At 67.5% G+C, this 15515-nt stretch carries 13 protein-coding genes; 3 read left to right on the forward strand and 10 right to left on the reverse strand.

Annotation, left to right across the window (positions count from 1 at the left end; translation table 11 throughout):
• Positions 1-47: 47 nt before the first annotated feature.
• The 3 genes from F0U60_RS32810 to F0U60_RS32820 all read left to right on the forward strand — a co-directional run bounded on the left by F0U60_RS32810 (position 48) and on the right by F0U60_RS32820 (position 3650).
• A complete protein-coding gene (locus F0U60_RS32810) occupies positions 48-1208 on the forward strand; it encodes a DUF1986 domain-containing protein (RefSeq protein WP_395805819.1) in 1161 nt (386 codons plus the stop codon).
• Positions 1209-1440: 232 nt separating this feature from the next.
• On the forward strand, positions 1441-2571 hold the full coding sequence (locus F0U60_RS32815; RefSeq protein WP_395805821.1) for an MbnP family protein: 1131 nt from the start codon (positions 1441-1443) through the stop codon (positions 2569-2571).
• Entirely contained in the window at positions 2571-3650 is a 1080-nt protein-coding gene (locus F0U60_RS32820) for a cytochrome-c peroxidase (RefSeq protein WP_395805823.1), read from the forward strand. Before F0U60_RS32815 ends, F0U60_RS32820 begins: the two co-directional genes overlap by 1 nt.
• Here F0U60_RS32820 and F0U60_RS32825 read toward each other — a convergent pair.
• The 10 genes from F0U60_RS32825 to F0U60_RS32870 all read right to left on the reverse strand — a co-directional run bounded on the left by F0U60_RS32825 (position 3644) and on the right by F0U60_RS32870 (position 15505).
• Complete coding sequence (locus tag F0U60_RS32825; RefSeq protein WP_395805825.1) at positions 3644-4798, reverse strand: MbnH family di-heme enzyme; 1155 nt, start codon at positions 4796-4798, stop codon at positions 3644-3646. The genes F0U60_RS32820 and F0U60_RS32825 overlap by 7 nt on opposite strands.
• A gap of 10 nt (positions 4799-4808) precedes the next feature.
• The gene (locus F0U60_RS32830) at positions 4809-5591 is read right to left on the reverse strand and encodes an MbnP family copper-binding protein (RefSeq protein ID WP_395805827.1); all 783 of its coding nucleotides are present in this window, start codon (positions 5589-5591) and stop codon (positions 4809-4811) included.
• Positions 5592-6366: 775 nt separating this feature from the next.
• A complete protein-coding gene (locus tag F0U60_RS32835) occupies positions 6367-7059 on the reverse strand; it encodes an aspartate/glutamate racemase family protein (protein ID WP_395805829.1) in 693 nt (230 codons plus the stop codon).
• Between the two features lie 24 nt (positions 7060-7083).
• On the reverse strand, positions 7084-8796 hold the full coding sequence (gene cysI / locus F0U60_RS32840) for an assimilatory sulfite reductase (NADPH) hemoprotein subunit (protein ID WP_395805831.1): 1713 nt from the start codon (positions 8794-8796) through the stop codon (positions 7084-7086).
• A 12-nt stretch (positions 8797-8808) separates the two neighbouring features.
• Complete coding sequence (locus tag F0U60_RS32845) at positions 8809-10638, reverse strand: assimilatory sulfite reductase (NADPH) flavoprotein subunit (protein ID WP_395805833.1); 1830 nt, start codon at positions 10636-10638, stop codon at positions 8809-8811.
• Positions 10635-12293 (reverse strand): GTP-binding protein, encoded by a 1659-nt coding sequence (locus F0U60_RS32850; protein ID WP_395805835.1) that lies wholly within the window; start codon positions 12291-12293, stop codon positions 10635-10637. Before F0U60_RS32850 ends, F0U60_RS32845 begins: the two co-directional genes overlap by 4 nt.
• Complete coding sequence (gene cysD / locus F0U60_RS32855; protein WP_395805837.1) at positions 12294-13211, reverse strand: sulfate adenylyltransferase subunit CysD; 918 nt, start codon at positions 13209-13211, stop codon at positions 12294-12296. It abuts the gene before it with no gap.
• Positions 13204-14007, reverse strand: coding sequence for a uroporphyrinogen-III C-methyltransferase (gene cobA, locus F0U60_RS32860; protein WP_395805839.1), 804 nt, complete (start codon positions 14005-14007; stop codon positions 13204-13206). Before cobA ends, cysD begins: the two co-directional genes overlap by 8 nt.
• The gene (locus F0U60_RS32865; RefSeq protein WP_395805841.1) at positions 14004-14645 is read right to left on the reverse strand and encodes a bifunctional precorrin-2 dehydrogenase/sirohydrochlorin ferrochelatase; all 642 of its coding nucleotides are present in this window, start codon (positions 14643-14645) and stop codon (positions 14004-14006) included. Before F0U60_RS32865 ends, cobA begins: the two co-directional genes overlap by 4 nt.
• On the reverse strand, positions 14642-15505 hold the full coding sequence (locus tag F0U60_RS32870; RefSeq protein WP_395805843.1) for a sulfite exporter TauE/SafE family protein: 864 nt from the start codon (positions 15503-15505) through the stop codon (positions 14642-14644). Before F0U60_RS32870 ends, F0U60_RS32865 begins: the two co-directional genes overlap by 4 nt.
• Positions 15506-15515 lie beyond the last annotated feature (10 nt).

Below are 15515 nucleotides of genomic sequence, written 5' to 3' on the forward strand. Positions count from 1 at the left end.
CGGGCGAACCCACCCGGATGCTCACCCCCGTAAGAGGAGAGTCCCCCATGTCGCAGCGTCACTTTGTTCGGAAGTTCTTCCTGCTCGGCACTGCCAGCACGGCCCTGCTCGTCGGCTGCGGTCCCGAGGAGGCTGCCCCCGAGCAGTCCCTCGGTGCGCAGGGCCAGGAGATCGTCGGCGGTAGCGACACGAGTATCTCCACCCATCCCTGGCAGATCTCCCTCCAGTTCACGTCGGGCTCCCACCTCTGCGGCGGCTCCATCCTGAACGAGAGATGGATCCTCACCGCGCAGCACTGCGTGGACCAGAGCGGTGCCTTCTCCGTGAGAAGCCCGAGCAGCGTTCGCCTTGCCGCGGGCGGCACTAATCTCAGCACCATTAGCAGCGAGGGGCAGGTCCTCGCTATTGATGACATCGTCCCCTTCCCGGGCTACGTGACTGTGAGCCAGGGCAAGGACGTGGCCCTGCTGCACCTGTCCAAGCCGCTCAAGTTCAATGGCAGCGTGGCGCCCATCGCGCTGGCAACCGCGGAGGACGAGGCGGCGGGTCTGACGGCCGCTGGCATCATCTCCACCGTGACGGGCTGGGGCGACCTCGTCGCTGGTGGCTCGCCGCCGGACACGCTTCAGGCCGTGGACGTGCCCCTCGTCTCCAACGAGGAGGCCAGCGCCGCCTACGGCATCACCATCTCCGAGGATCAGCTCGCGGCGGGCGTCATGGGCGTGGGTGGCAAGGACTCGTGCCAGGGTGACAGCGGTGGCCCGCTCATCGTGAGCAAGGGCAACGACAAGATTCTCGCGGGCGTGGTGAGCTGGGGTGAGGGGTGCGCGGAGCCCGAGTTCCCTGGCCTGTACGCGCGCGTGTCGTCCTTCCAGCCGTGGATCTCCTCGTTCCTGAACAAGACGCCCACCATTCGCCTCAACACGACCAACCAGTCGGGCAGCGAGGGCGCTTGGAAGCACTACCGGGTGAGCATCCCGTCCGGCCTCAAGGTGTTCAACGTGCACATCTCCGGCGGCACGGGTGACGCCGACCTCTACATCCAGCACGGCTCCCAGCCGACGGAGAGCAGCTTCACCTGCCGGCCGTACTCGGGCGGCAACAACGAGACGTGCAGCATCTCCAACCCGGCGGCGGGGACCTGGTTCATCTCGCTCCAGGGCTACTCCGCCTTTGAGGGCGTGAGGGTGCACGCGACCTCCTACTGAGGAGCGCAGGCAGCCACCCCACGGGTGCGCCGGCTCGGTCCGGCCCTCGTGGGGTGGCCCGGAACACGCCCGTCACACGCTCGTCACCCAAAGCCTCACACAAAACCGGGATTCCTCTCATCCCAGGCAACTGAATGTGATTGGCGTAACAAAAAAACAAGCACCCCTGGATAATACATCCCGTAGCCATTTAGAGGAGCAATCGCTCTCAAATGGCTTATGATCTCGAGACATGAACACTTCCATCGTGGCTTTTTTTCCGTCTGCTGGCCGGGCGATCGCCCTGGCTTTGATGACCCTCGCTGTCGTTCCCGCATGCGGTGAGAACACCGTCGAGGCCCCCCCTCCAACCAGCATGTCCAGCGAGGAGCGTCAGCGCCTCGAGCAACACATCGCGGAGCTGGAAGCCGAAGTGGCCGAGATGAAGGCGGAGCTCGAGAAACACCATCAGGATGCCGCCGCGTCAGAGCAGGCGCTAAAGGAGATGGAAGCGCAGGTGAGCCAGCTGACCGAGGAGCTCGCCGAGGCCCGCGCTCTGCTGGAGAGCCAGGACTGGGACGGGGTGCTCGTCAAGCTGGAGGCGGCCAGGGCGGAGCTCGCTTCCCTCCAGGCGCGAGTCGCCACCCTCCCCGGCCATCTGCAGCTCACCGCCACGCTGCGCTTCGGCAACCAGCCCTTCGTGCTGGATCAGCCGTTCACCCTACCCAGCGGTGAGCAGATCTCCTTCACCGAGCTGCGCTACTGGCTTTCCAATATCAAGCTGTTGAAGCAGGACGGAACCTCGGTGGCGCTGCCGGGCAGCTACCACCTCATGGAGCTCATCAAGGAACAGCCGTTGCCCCCGGAGTTCCAGCCGACGGACGGGCGCCCACCGGTGGTGCTCCCCGCCAACCGCCGTGAGCAGGTGCGCCTGGAGTTCGTCCCCGCCGGCGTCTACACCGGCATCGAGCTCAGCGTGGGGGTCGATCCCTATTACAACGACAACCTGAGCCGGCAGGCCGGTGAGCTGCACCTGGGCAAGAACATGGTGGACATCACGTGGAACTGGTTCACCAGCTATATCTTCACCAAGACGAAGGGCACCTACGTCTCCGCCGACAACCGCAGCGGTGCCTTCGCATGGGAGACGGGCGGCAACTCCAACTTCCGCACCACGAAGCTGGCCTTTTCCGCGCCCGTCACCTTGAACGCCCAGAAGCACGTCAGCGTGAGCCTGAACGCGGACGTGGCCAGGCTCTTCGACACGCTCCTCCCGTCCACCACGCCCAGAATCGGTGCGACCAGTGCGGAGGGAGCGACGGTGTCCGATGGCTTCGCGACCATGTTCTCCCTGAGCGCCACGGAGATCTCGAGTCAGTGGTAGTGTCCCGCGCACGCTGGCTCCTGCTGCCCGTGATGCTCGGGGCGTGTGGCGGCGGGACGCCCCGGCTCCCGCCTCCCGCACCGGGTGGAGATGCCGCTCCGCGGTCCCTGCCCGCGGGCTTCACCTCCATCCCCACGCCCCAGGACAACCCCCTCACCCCCGAGGGCGTTTCCCTGGGGCGCTGGCTGTTCTTCTCCCCCCTGCTGTCGAGCAACGGCCAGGTCTCTTGCGCCACCTGCCACCCCCAGGCCCATGCCTTCGCGGAGGCCGCGCCACTCACGAGCCTTGGGGTGAGCCGCCGGCCGCTTGCGCGCCATACCCCCGCCCTCATCAACCTGGCCTGGATGGACGGCCTCTTCTGGGACGGGGGCTCGAAGAACCTGGAGTCCCTGTCGCTCGCCCCCCTCACCCACCCGGACGAGATGGGGCAGGTCAACCTCTCGGGTCTGATGGAGCGGCTGACCTCGGACCCCGAGGCCGTGCGCCGCTTCGAGGAGACCTTCGGGCCGGGTGGGACGTCCCTGAGCAACCTCCTGCGGGCACTCGCCCAGTTCCAGCGGACGCTCGTGTCCGCGGACTCCCCTTACGACCGCTGGCGGCGCGGAGAGCCCGGTGCTGCCTTGGGCCCCCAGGCGTTGGCCGGGCTTGTGCTCGTGCAGCGGCATTGCACGCCGTGCCACGGCACGGAGCTGTTCACGGACAATGCCTTTCACAACAACGGCCTGGATGCCCGATTCGGTGAGGGCGAGGACGTGACGCGAGGCCGGGGCCGCATCACCCTGCGTCCCGAGGACGAGGGGCGCTACAAGACGCCCACCCTGCGCAACGTCACCGTCTCGGCGCCGTACATGCACGACGGCCGCTTCGCCACGCTGGATGCGGTGCTGGAGCACTACCGGCACGGCATGGTGGCCTCCGAGACACTGGACGCCACCTTCCTGCGCGGTTCCGCGCCCCCGGGGCTCAGCCTGGACGACGAAGAGAAGGCGTCCATCCTCGCATTCCTGGAGGCGCTGACGGACGATTCCTTCCTCACCGACCCCCGGCTGGGCCCCCCGAACCCGAGTAGAGCTCAATGAGAGACGAAGGGATCCGAGAAGCGCGGATCGCTCAGGAACTCCGTATCCGTGAGGGCCTCCATGAACGCGATGACGTCCTCGCGCTCCTGCGCCGTCAACGTGAAGCCTCGTACGAAGCCGCTCCGCAGCGGACTGATGGGGCTTGCCTGCTGGGTCATGCGCGCCTTGCCTCCGGCCGCGTAGTGGTCCAGTACCTCGGAGAGCGTCGCGATGCTCCCATCGTGCATATAGGGCGCCGTGACGGCCACGTTGCGCAGCGAGGGCGCCTTGAAGCGACCCATGTCCTCAGGGTTCCCCGTCAGCTCGAGGACTCCCGTATCCGTCGCCGGGTAGGCCCCATTGCCGTCTTCGTTGTAGAGGCCCGTGTTGTGGAACGGCTGGATCGGCGTGACGGTCAGCTCGCTCGCCGTGGCATCCTGGAAGTTGAAACCCGAGTGGCAGTGGTTGCACTCCAGGCGCTCGGACATGAAGAGCTCCATGCCCCTCTTGGCGGATGGCGAGAGCGCGTCCGCCTCGCCGCCGTAGACGTAGCGGTCATACGGGGAGTTGCCCGAGATGAGCGCACGCTCGAAAGAGGCCAGGGCACGCGTGAGCGTGGCCAACGACACCGGCTCCGCTTCCTCGGGAAAGGCCTTCGCGAAGCGGGCGACGAGGTCCGCGTCCTCGCGCAGACGCGCCAGCAGCTCCTCCTGCCGATCCGCGAAGCCCAGCTCCACCGGCTCCCTACCAAACAGGGGCGTCAGGGCCTGGAGCTCCAGGCTGGGAATGGAGGGGTTCGCCCAGGTGAAGCTCGTCGTATAGGCGATGTTGGCCAACCCCTGAGCATTGCGGCGGTGGAGCTCCCCCGTGCTGCCCTGCGCGTGTGCCTTGCCATCCGTGAAGGCCAGGGCCTGCTCGTGGCAGGAGGCACACGACTGCGAACCGTTGAGCGACAGGCGCTTGTCATAGAAGAGACGCCGGCCGAGCTCCACCTTCGCCTCCGTCATCGGGTTGTCCGCGGGCACGCGCGGCTTGGGAAAACCCTTGGGCAGCCGCCAATCGTATGGCTCCGGCTCAGGTTCCGGCGCCGGCTCCGCCTGATCGCAGCCCGTGCCCAGCCAGGCCGCCGCAACCCACAACCCCATCCAACGCTTTGCTCGTGAAGTCATGGCATGCCTCCTATTCCACCCGGATGAAGGTCTGGACGCCCGAGGAGGGCTTCTGCTTGTCCAACGAGAGCCCCAGGTTCTTGAACACGGGGGCGCAGTCCGGATCCTCCTTCTGCGACATGCACCCGAGCGAGGTGTCGGGCGTGTCCGAGTTGACGTCCAGGTTGGAGTCCGCCAGGAGCGCGGCCACATCCAGCACCACCCTGCTCTTCTCCAGCTCGAACCCCTCCAAGGAGATTTCGGCCCGATTGGGGAAGTCACACCCGGCCGATCCCCAGGGCTGGCCCGCCGGCGGGGTCGCGCAGTCGATGCTACCCAGGTGAACGAAGTACCCGCCCGGCAACCCCGTCGTCCTGCCGTCGACGCGCAGGAAGACATAGCCACTCTTCCAGCCCCAGTAGAGAGACGTATCTCCGAAGGGGGCTGGCTCCAGGGTGACGTCCTGGTGGTTCAACGCCTGGGACAATCCCACTCGGAAGCGCAGGCCCCGATAGTTCCCCATCGGCACCTTACCCACCACCCGCGCATTGGTCTCCGCCGTCCCGTTGGAGCACAGGCCCGTCTTGTCGGCGAAATCGAGCAGGGCCGCATTCTTGGCCTGCCACATTCCATCATCCGTCAGCGACACGGCGACCTCCTGCCCCGTGTCCGACACGAGCCGCACGTCGTGCAGGTACATGCGGAAGTCCTGGGGCTGGTACTCCGTCCCCGTCGTCCCCAACCCCTTGTACGTCTGCCCACAGGCGAATGGCTGACTGCCTACACGCGCCTCGAAAGGAATGATGATCTCCATCTGGGGAACATCGAGGGGCGAGGGTTCCCCGGGCGAGGGTTCCTCGTTGGCCCCACAGCCAGCGGAACACATGGCAATGAGGGGTAGAACCACGGTTGAGCGGGCAGGGAGCAACGCCATATCAGGGCACCTCGGGAGTGAAGGGGGACATCTCATCTATTACTACGAATTGAACCGTCAGGTCGCGACAAAGAAACACAAAAACACCGTCACAAGCGTGAAAACCCCTCCCGCTCGCGAGCTCGCGATCCGTCCAATCCCTGTCAAACAAGGAGTCAATGAAATACAATCTGATTCAGACTCAACCGCATCGCACATGTACCCTGCCAATGTATTGCAAGAGGACGAGAAATACATATCCCCTCGCGATCGGCGCATTGAGATGAGGATCCGCCCAGGTTTGTAGCCATCCATTCAAGATGGATGACCCGTTGAGCCCCATGGAGATGAATGCCTGCCTTTCGAGGCTCGGCATCGTCACCAGAAGGAGCTTGCGTCGATGGTGCTGCCGCCGCACGTTCCGAGGCTCGCGCGCCCGTGGGGCGCCCGGTCTCCGACCCGTTACACCCCCTGGAGAGATGCACGATGCGTAGTCGGACGAAAGTGACGTTGCGACGGGAAGAGCTCGAGGCACTCGTGCACCACGCCTTCGGTTCGAGCTCGGATGAGAGGAACCTCACCTGGACAACGGTCGGCAAGGCGCTCGGGGACTGGACTCCGCCGTGCCGCCCGTGTTCCAGCCGGGAGGATTGAGCAGCAGCTACACCCGCGGTACTTAGTTCCCCACTGCCCGGCACAGCGCCGCCCGCGCGAGCAGGCGTGTGGAATCGAGCGTCGGCAGCGGAGAATTCGAGTCGTTCATGATCAACGGAATCTCGGTGCAGCCGAGCACGACGGCGTCGCAGCCCTCGCCCCTCATCCGGCTGATGACCCGTTGAAAGTAGGCGACCGCCTCGGGCTTGAAGACGCCGTAAACCAACTCGTCCATGATGATACGGTTGATTTCCTCGCGTTCGGCGCTATCCGGGCGAACAAACTCCAGCCCGCGTGCCGTGAGCTTGTCTGGATAGACCTCGCTCTCGACGAGCCAACGCGTTCCAGTCAGTCCCAGACGCCGGAACCCGCCCTCGCCGGCTTGTTCGGCGACGACCTCGGCGATGTGCAGCCAGGGCAGCGGTGAGCGCGGCTCGACGTAAACCAACGCCTGGTGAATGGTGTTGTCGGGGCAGATCAGGAAATCGGCCCCGGCTTTCGCGAGCTTGTTCGCGGAGGAGAGCATCAACTCCCCCACGCCCCGCCAATCACCTCGGTCGATGCATTTCACGTACTCGGCGAGCGAGTGCGTGTGCATCGAAATCTCGGGATGGGCGTGTGCGCCGAGAAGCCGCGCGCCTTCCACGCAGATCGTCCGATAGCAAAGAGCCGCCCCTTCGGCGGAGCAGGCCACAATGCCGATGTGGTGGGGCATGGGGTCGCGTTCCCTTTCCTCCCCTCACGCCCGGGCGGTAGGAGCACCGCGCTCGGCACCCGGCGGGGCGACATGGCCGGTGCGCACGGTGAAGTCACCAAACCCTTCCCCGGGCTGCCGGTCGCGTGCGTACGCGGCGAACAGCGGCTCGAGCGCCGCCAGGATGCCCGCCTCGTCGATGTTCTCGCGGTACAGCCGGTTGAGGCGCTGACCCCGCTTGTCTCCTCCGAGGAACAGGTTGTAGCGGCCAGGTGCCTTCCCCACGAGGGCGATCTCCGCGAGGTAGGGCCGGGCGCACCCGTTCGGGCAGCCGGTGATGCGCAGCAGGATGTTCTCCTTCTCCAGCCCGTGGGCCGCCAGGCGCGTCTCCAGCAGCCCCACCAGGTCCGGCAGGTAGCGCTCGGCCTCGGCCATGGCCAGGGCACACGTCGGCAGGGCCACGCAGGCCAGCGCGTTCTTGCGCAGCGGGCTCGCGCGCTGGGTCCGGGTAATGCCGTGCGTCTCGAGCAGCGCCTCGATGGCCGGGCGATCCTCCGGCGCGATGCCCGCGATGATCAGGTTCTGGTTGGGCGTGAGCCGGAAGTCTCCCTTGTGCACCCGGGCGACCTCTCGCAGTCCCGTCAGCAGCCGATGCTCCTCGCGATCCGCCACTCGCCCGCTCTCGATGAAGAGCGTCAGGCTCCAGCGCCCATCGTGCCCCTGGATCCACCCGAAGCGGTCACCGTTGTGCTCGAAGACGACCGGACGAGCAGGCTGCAACGTGTAGCCGAGCCGCTTCTCCAGCTCGGACACGAACCAGGCAATGCCCCGGTCCTCGATGGTGTACTTCAGGCGCGCGTGCTTGCGGTTGGTGCGGTCGCCGAAGTCGCGCTGGACCTTCACCACGTTCTCCGCGACCTCGAGCAGTTGCTCGGGGCGGATGAAGCCAATCTCGTCCGCGAGCCGGGGGAAGGTCGCGTTGTCACCGTGCGTGGCGCCCATGCCTCCGCCCACCACGACGTTGAAGCCCACCACCTCCCCCGCCTCGAGGATGGCGATGAAGCCCAGGTCCTGCGAGTACACATCCACGTCATTGAGGGGCGGGACCACAATGGCCGCCTTGAACTTCCGGGGCAGGTAGGTGGGGCCGTAGATGGGCTCCTCCTCCTCGACGCCCGCGACCTTCTCCTGGTCCAGCCAGATCTCGTAATAGGCACGCGTCTTGGGACGCAGGTGCTCGGAGAGACGCACGGTCCACTGGTGCACCACCTCGTGCGCGCGCGACTCCACCGGGTTCGGGTTGCACATCACGTTGCGGTTCACGTCGCCGCAGGCGGCGATGGTGTCGAGCAACGTGGCGTTGATGCCCGCGATGGTGCGCTTCAGGTCCGTCTTCAGCACGCCGTGCAGCTGGAAGGCCTGCCGCGTGGTCAGCCGCAGCGTCCCGTTGGCATGGGTGCGGGCAAGCTCGTCCAACGCGAGCCACTGCTTCGGGGTGCACACGCCGCCCGGTAGGCGGGTGCGGATCATGAAGCTGTAAGCCGGCTCGAGCTTCTGCTGCCGGCGCTCCTCGCGGATGTCCCGGTCGTCCTGCTGATAGCTGCCGTGGAACTTGATCAGCTGCGTGTCCGCCGGAGCGATGGCGCCCGTGAGTGGATCGGCGAGGCTCTCGGCCAGGGTGCCCCGCAGGAGGCGGCTGCGCGCCTTGATGTGCTCCACCTCGCTCAGGGGCGAAGTCGTCGGATTCTTGGTGCTCATGGAGCTCCTCACTCAGTAGACGTCGCGCAGGTAACGCTGCTGCTCGCGCAGGGATTCGAGGTGGGCCTTCGCGTCCTCGCGGCTCTTGCCACCGTGAGTCGCGATGATGTCGATCAGGGCTTCGTGGACGTCCGGTGCCATGCGCGTGGCATCGCCGCAGACGTAGAGGTGGGCGCCACCCTGCAGCCAGTCGTAGACCTCACGTCCCTTCTCGCGCAGGCGGTGCTGGACGTAGACCTTCTGGCCCTGGTCCCGCGAGAAGGCGACGTCGAGCCGGTGCAGCTCACCCTTCTTCACGGCCTCCTGCCACTCCAGCTGGTACAGGAACTGGGTGCGGAAGTGCTGCTCGCCGAAGAAGAGCCAGTTGCGGCCACTCGCTCCAAGCTCGGCTCGCTCCTGGACGAAGGCGCGGAACGGCGCCACGCCCGTGCCAGGGCCGATCATGATGACGTCACGGCTCGGATCCTTCGGGAGGCGGAACCGCTCATTGGCCTCGATGAAGACGTCCACCAGGTCCTGGCCGGCCTCGCGCGTGGCCAGGTAGTTCGAGGCGGTCCCCACGTGACGGAAGCCGAACGCCTCGTACTCCACCAGGCTCACCGTGAGGTGGACCTCCTCCCCTACCCGCTTCTGGCTGGAGGCGATGGAGTAGAGCCGCGGCGTCAGGCGGCGCAGCGCGCCCACCAGCTCCTCCGCTCCCCACGTCGCGGGATACTGGCGGAGCAGATCGATAACCTGATGGCTGGCGAGCAGCGCCCGCAGGCCCTCGGCGCCCTCCGGCGTGAGCAGGCGCTGGAGCTCCGTATTGCCAGAGCGCGTGGCGTGGCTCGCCAGGAAGGGACGGCTCAGGCGGGTGATCTCCAGCCCCTCCGACAGCCAGCGCTTCAACGACAGGGTGCGCCCTTCGCGCGTGACATCGGTGGCGCCATCGAGCCGCAGCGCGGAGAGCACCGCCTCGACCAGGTCCGGCGGATTCCGCGGCACCACCCCGAGGGCATCGCCCGGCTCGTACGTCAGACCCGAGCCCTCCAGCGACAGCTCCAGGTGGCGAACGTCCTTGTTGGCCCCGCGCCCGGTGATGCGCTGGTTGGCCAGCACCTGGGACGGATAGGGATTCTCACGGCTGAAGGTGGGCGTGACCGGCACCGTCCGCAGCGGCGTAACGGTCGCCAGCGAGGTCTGCGGTTCGAGCTCCTTCTTCGCGTGCTCCAGGGCCTGACCCAACCACGGCTCGGCCACCGGCTCGAAGTCCACGTCGCACTCGGCGCGCGCGAACAGCCGTGAGGCCCCGAGCTCGGCGAAGCGCTCGTCGAGGACGCGGCCGATCTCGCAGAACTTGGGGTAGCTCGAATCGCCCAGGCCCAGCACCGCGAACCGGAGCTGCCCGAGCGCCGGAGCGCGCTTGCCCAACACGAACTCGACGAAGCCGCGCGCGTCATCGGGCGGGTCGCCATCTCCCTGGGTGCTGATCACCACGTAGAGGAGCCGCTCGTTCTTCAGCTCACGCGTGGGGTACTCACCGGCGCGCACGCAGCGCACCGCGAGCCCGGCGGCCTCGGCCCGCTGCTTGAGGCGCTCGGCGAGCAGCCGGCTGTTCCCGGTCTGGGTGCCATAGACGATGGTCAGCGAGCCCTGGGGCGCGGCCTGCGCCGCTACAGAGGGCGCGGTGGCCTGAACGGAGCCGGGGAGCTGCCGGGCCGCGAGCCCCGCGAAGTACCCGCTCAACCAGGTGAGCGATGGGGCATCGAGCCCCTCGGTGAGGCGCTGAACCAGCGCGCCCTTCTCCTCACCCAGCGACACGGCCAGCGAGGGGATGGCGGTGGGATTCACGGAAGGTGTCACGACGTCGTCTCCTGCGCGTCCAGGATCTGCTTCACCTGTCGCTCCAGGTCGTGGGTGGGATCCAGCTCGACCGAGGGGATACCCGTGCCACGCAGCTGATCACGCAGCGCCAGGCGCGCTTGCGGAACGGGGGTGTAGAGGATGGCGAGCAACCCCGCCTCGGCCAGCGCGAGAGCGGCCTCCGCGTCACCACGAACGGTGACCACGTGCCGGCCCTGGTCGAACAGGGCCCGCTCCAGGCGCCGCGCCGACTCCGGCACCTCCGGCGTGCCCGCCAGGAGGATGACCGCGCCCGACTGCCCCAGCCGCGCACGCCGCTCCTCAGCGGAGATGAGGGACTTCGTCTCCCCTTCGCCCTGCCCGCCCGCCGCCCCGAGGATCATTCCCGCCGCGACCGTGTCGTTGGTGAGCGGGTCCACGACGATGAAGGCCCCCGTCTTCCGGTTGTCCTGGTAGGGGTCGCAGATCAGCGGGCGCTTGCAGACGATCCGCACCTTGCCGATGTCATTGAGCGACAGGGACTCGGCGGAGACCTCTGAGAGGGCCTCCAGGTCCTTGCGCCAGAGCACCTGCTCGATGTGGGCCGGGACGTACTTCGAGGTGTGCTTCACCAGGTAGCGGCGCGAGGTGTCCAGGCGCTCCTCACCGAACCACACCAACATGGCCTCCAGGTCCTGGAGGGCCACGGGAGGCTGCTCGGCGTGGGCGATCATGTCACCCCGGCTGACATCCACCTCGTCGGCCAGGCGCAGGGTCACCGAGGACGGCGCGCTGGCCTCCGGGAGGCTGCCCTCGAAGGTGTCGATGGAGGCGATGTGCGTGCGCCGCTTCGAGGGGAAGATGACCACCTCGTCGCCCACGCGCACCGTGCCCGAGGCGAGCTGCCCGGCGAACCCGCGGTAGTCCAGGTTCGGCCGCAGCACGTACTGGACGGGGAAGCGCAGGGCCGCGCCATCCAGCCGGCGCTGGTGCGGCAACGACTCCAGCCACCCGAGCAACGTCTCGCCGTCGTGCCACGGCGTGCGAGCGCTCGGCTGGGTGATGTTGTCGCCCCCGCGCGCGCTGATGGGGAAGTAGCGGACCTGCTCGAAGCCGAGCGTGCGAGCGAACGCATCGAACTCCGTGGTGAGGCGCTCGTAGACGGCGAGGTCGAAGTTCAGCAGGTCCATCTTGTTGATGGACACCGCGAGGTAGGGAATCCCCAGCAGCGAGGCGATGTACGCGTGCCGCCGCGTCTGCGGGAGGATGCCCAGTCGCGCGTCCACCAGGATGACCGCCGCGTCGGCCGTGGAGGCGCCGGTGGCCATGTTGCGCGTGTACTGCAGGTGTCCCGGTGTGTCGGCGACGATCACCTTGCGTCGGCGCGTGGAGAAGTACCGGTAGGCCACGTCGATGGTGATGCCCTGCTCGCGCTCGGCGCGCAGTCCGTCGGTGAAGAGCGAGAAGTCGATCTCCTCGCCCGCGCTCGCGCGCTTCACCGCGGCCACCTGGTCCTCGAAGAGGCCATTGCACTCATAGAGGAGCCGGCCGATCAGCGTGGACTTTCCATCGTCCACCGAGCCCACCACCACCAGCCGGAGCAGCTCCTTCTCGTAGTGCTCGGAGAGGAACCGCTGGAGGTCTTTCTTGTCCTGAAGCTGCAATGCGGCGGTCATTTAGAAGTACCCCTCGCGCTTCTTGAGCTCCATCGAGCCTTCTTCGTCGTGATCAATCAGGCGGCCCTGGCGCTCGGACACGCGGGCCTCCAGCATCTCGGTGATGACGTCCTCGACCGTCTCAGCGGAGGACTCGATCGCACCACTCAACGGGTAACAACCCAGCGTGCGGAAGCGCACCCGCTTCGGCGTGGGCCGCTCGCCTGGACGCAGGCGCATGCGCTCGTCGTCCACCATGATCCACTGGCCGTTGCGGTTCACCACCGGGCGCTCGGCGGCGAAGTACAGCGGGACGACCGGGATGCGCTCCTTGAGGACGTAGTGCCAGACGTCGAGCTCGGTCCAGTTGGAGAGCGGGAAGACGCGCATGCTCTCGCCCGCGTCGATCCGGCCGTTGTAGAGGTTCCACAGCTCGGGCCGCTGCTTGCGCGGCTCCCACTGCCCGTGGCGATCCCGGAAGGAGTAGACGCGCTCCTTCGCGCGGGACTTCTCCTCGTCACGCCGGGCGCCACCGAAGGCCGCGTCGAAGCCGTGCAACGAGAGCGCCTCGAGCAGCGACTGCGTCTTCATCGCGTGCGTGTACTTCTGGCTGCCGTGGTCGAAGGGGTTGATGCCCTCGGCGAGCGCCTTCTTGTTCTGGTGCACGAGCAGCTTCAGCCCGTGCTTCGCCGTGAACGCATCGCGGAACGCGTACATCTCCCGGAACTTCCAGGTGGTGTCCACGTGGAGGAGCGGGAACGGCAGGGGCGCCGGGTAAAAGGCCTTCCGGGCCAGGTGCAGCAGCACCTGCGAGTCCTTGCCGATGCTGTAGAGCATCACCGGGTTGGCGAACTCGGCCGCCGTCTCGCGGATGATGTGGATGCTCTCCGCCTCGAGCACCGCGAGGTGGGAGAGTCGTGCGGACAGGGTCTCACTCATGGCCAGCCTCCGCCTTCAAGAATTGCTCGCGCTCGGATACCACGGGTCGCGACTCGACCAGCGAGCGGAGCTGGGAGCGCAGGGAAACAACTTCGCCCACTACCAATAGGGCCGGAGAGCCAACGGAGGCCTCACGGGCGCGCGCGGCGATGTCTACGAGCGAGGCCTCGAGCACCCGCTGGTGCTCCCAGGTTCCCGCCTCCACGATGGCGGCCGGAGTGCTCGGAGCGCGTCCCGCGGCGATGAGCGCCAGCGTCGCCTCCTCCAGCTTGCCACCCGCCATGAACAACACGAGCGTCTCCGCTCCGGCCAGGTGCGCCCAGTCCGGCGCCTTCCCAGCCCGGTGCCCGGTGGCGAACGTCACCGAGCCCGACACGCCTCGGTGGGTGACAGGAATCCCCGCCGCCGCGGGAGCAGCCACGCCGCTGGAGACACCCGGCACCACCTCGTAGGCGATGCCCGCCTCTTCCAGCGCCAGTGCCTCCTCGCCGCCCCGGCCGAAGACGAACGGATCCCCACCCTTGAGCCGCACCACCGAGCGCCCAAGCCGCGCCTGGGTGATGAGTAGCGCGTTGATCTCCTCCTGCCGCACCGACTCGCCCCCACCCTCCTTGCCGACGAACAAGAGCCGGGCCCGGGACCGGGCATGCTTCAACACCTCGGGGTGGATGAGCCGGTCGTAGACCACCGCATCCGCGCTCGCGAGCAGCTGGGCCGCTCGCAGCGTGAGCAGACCGGGATCTCCAGGCCCGGCCCCCACCAGGTACACCTTACCGTTGACGTGCTGCTTGCTCATCGCGTCTCTCCAAAAGTCTCGAGCGCGGCGCGCACCTGGGCCCAGGCGGCCCTGCGCTGACCTCGCGCCAACAGCTCCCCCGCCTCGCCCTCCACCAGCTGCTTCAGCAGCCGCATCCGCTCGGAGCCACAGGGCAGCCGCTTGCGGAGCCAGCCACTGAGCCGAGCCAGCTGGACGTGCCCCGGCCCCACCTGCTCCAGGAACCGCCGCCGCAGCTGCCGCGCCAGCGCGGGCGACAGGCCGGAGGTGGAGACCGCCACGACAATGGGGCCACGCCGCCCCACGGACGGCAGCGTGAAGTCACACAGCTCGGGGATGTCCGCCGCATTCACCCAGATGCCGAGCGCACGCGCCTCGTCCGCTACCGTCTGGCTCACCCGCCGGTCGTCTGTGGCCACGAACACCACATCGTGCCCCCGGACGTCGCCCGGGACATAGGCACGCTCGAGCAGCTCCAGCCGGCCCTCCTCCGCGAGGCGGCGAATGGTCGCGCCGATGCTGGGAGCCACGACGCGCACCCGCGCGCCCGCGTCCACCAGCTGCTGGCTCCGTTCGTCGGCGATGGTGCCTGCCCCAACCAGGAGGACCCGCTTGCCCTGCAGGCGCAGGCAGACGGGGAAATCCACATGCGTGCTCACGGCGACGTCACCTGATTCTTTCGCAGCAGGAGGAAGCGCTGCCAGGCGGAGCCGACGATGAAGCCGCCGATCGCCGCCGTCACCGCGTAGCTCACCGCGCGGTCAACCCAACCGAGCTGCTGGAGCGCGAACCCGAGTCCCACGCTGACGAGCGCCGCGTCCACGCCCATGCACAGCCGGCGAAAAGCCTCCTTGCTGACGCGCCGCAACAGCACGCGCCCCAGGGGCAGTCCAATCGCGACGGCGGGCAGCAACAGCCAGAAGAGGCCGAGACTCGACGAGCCATACAGTCCGAGGAAGAGGTACGTCACCAGGGTGAGGCTCGATTCTGCCACACGGATGAGGGCGATGGCCGCACGGAACTCATCCTGGGCCAGGCCTTGGTTGTTGAGCAGCAGGGCGAGCGGGGGGCCTGAGATGGTGGTGGTCGAGTACAGCAAGCCGAGCCCCAGGCCAAAGGGGACCCCGATGGCCCGCTCGTTGCGGATGGGCCAGCGCACGCCCGCGGCCTGGAGAAGGATGAGCGGCAGCAGGACGACGTAGGTGGCCGCCTTGAGCGCCACGGCCGCAACCATCGTGAGAAACAGCCCGCCCACGATGACTCCCGGCAGGAGGCCGGCGATCAACGGCAGCATGCGCCGCCAGACCGCGGGAAGCGACCGCCGATTCAGGAACAGGGAGGCGAGGTTGAGCACCAGCTCCAGCAGGACGAGGGCGGGGTTGAGCACCCGGTTGGCCACGAACCCGAGCGCCACCGGCACGGTGATGGAGGAGAAACCGTAGCCCAGTGCCCCATTGACAAGCGCCGCCAGCAAGGCGGTCAGGAACAGGGTGAGCTCCGCGGGCGTGAAGGAAGGCATGGGCTCTCCT

The organism is Archangium minus (assembly GCF_044360475.1).
In the GTDB taxonomy this organism is placed as follows: domain Bacteria; phylum Myxococcota; class Myxococcia; order Myxococcales; family Myxococcaceae; genus Archangium; species Archangium minus.

What these genes read in the sequence shown, in the direction of transcription:
- cysI (WP_395805831.1), bottom strand. Translation starts at nt 8,796, where the DNA reads ATGAGCACCAAGAATCCGACGACTTCGCCCCTGAGCGAGGTGGAGCAC.
- cysD (WP_395805837.1), bottom strand. Translation starts at nt 13,211, where the DNA reads ATGAGTGAGACCCTGTCCGCACGACTCTCCCACCTCGCGGTGCTCGAG.
- F0U60_RS32815 (WP_395805821.1), top strand. Translation starts at nt 1,441, where the DNA reads ATGAACACTTCCATCGTGGCTTTTTTTCCGTCTGCTGGCCGGGCGATC.
- F0U60_RS32810 (WP_395805819.1), top strand. Translation starts at nt 48, where the DNA reads ATGTCGCAGCGTCACTTTGTTCGGAAGTTCTTCCTGCTCGGCACTGCC.
- F0U60_RS32835 (WP_395805829.1), bottom strand. Translation starts at nt 7,059, where the DNA reads ATGCCCCACCACATCGGCATTGTGGCCTGCTCCGCCGAAGGGGCGGCT.
- F0U60_RS32870 (WP_395805843.1), bottom strand. Translation starts at nt 15,505, where the DNA reads ATGCCTTCCTTCACGCCCGCGGAGCTCACCCTGTTCCTGACCGCCTTG.
- F0U60_RS32825 (WP_395805825.1), bottom strand. Translation starts at nt 4,798, where the DNA reads ATGACTTCACGAGCAAAGCGTTGGATGGGGTTGTGGGTTGCGGCGGCC.
- F0U60_RS32830 (WP_395805827.1), bottom strand. Translation starts at nt 5,591, where the DNA reads ATGGAGATCATCATTCCTTTCGAGGCGCGTGTAGGCAGTCAGCCATTC.
- cobA (WP_395805839.1), bottom strand. Translation starts at nt 14,007, where the DNA reads ATGAGCAAGCAGCACGTCAACGGTAAGGTGTACCTGGTGGGGGCCGGG.
- F0U60_RS32850 (WP_395805835.1), bottom strand. Translation starts at nt 12,293, where the DNA reads ATGACCGCCGCATTGCAGCTTCAGGACAAGAAAGACCTCCAGCGGTTC.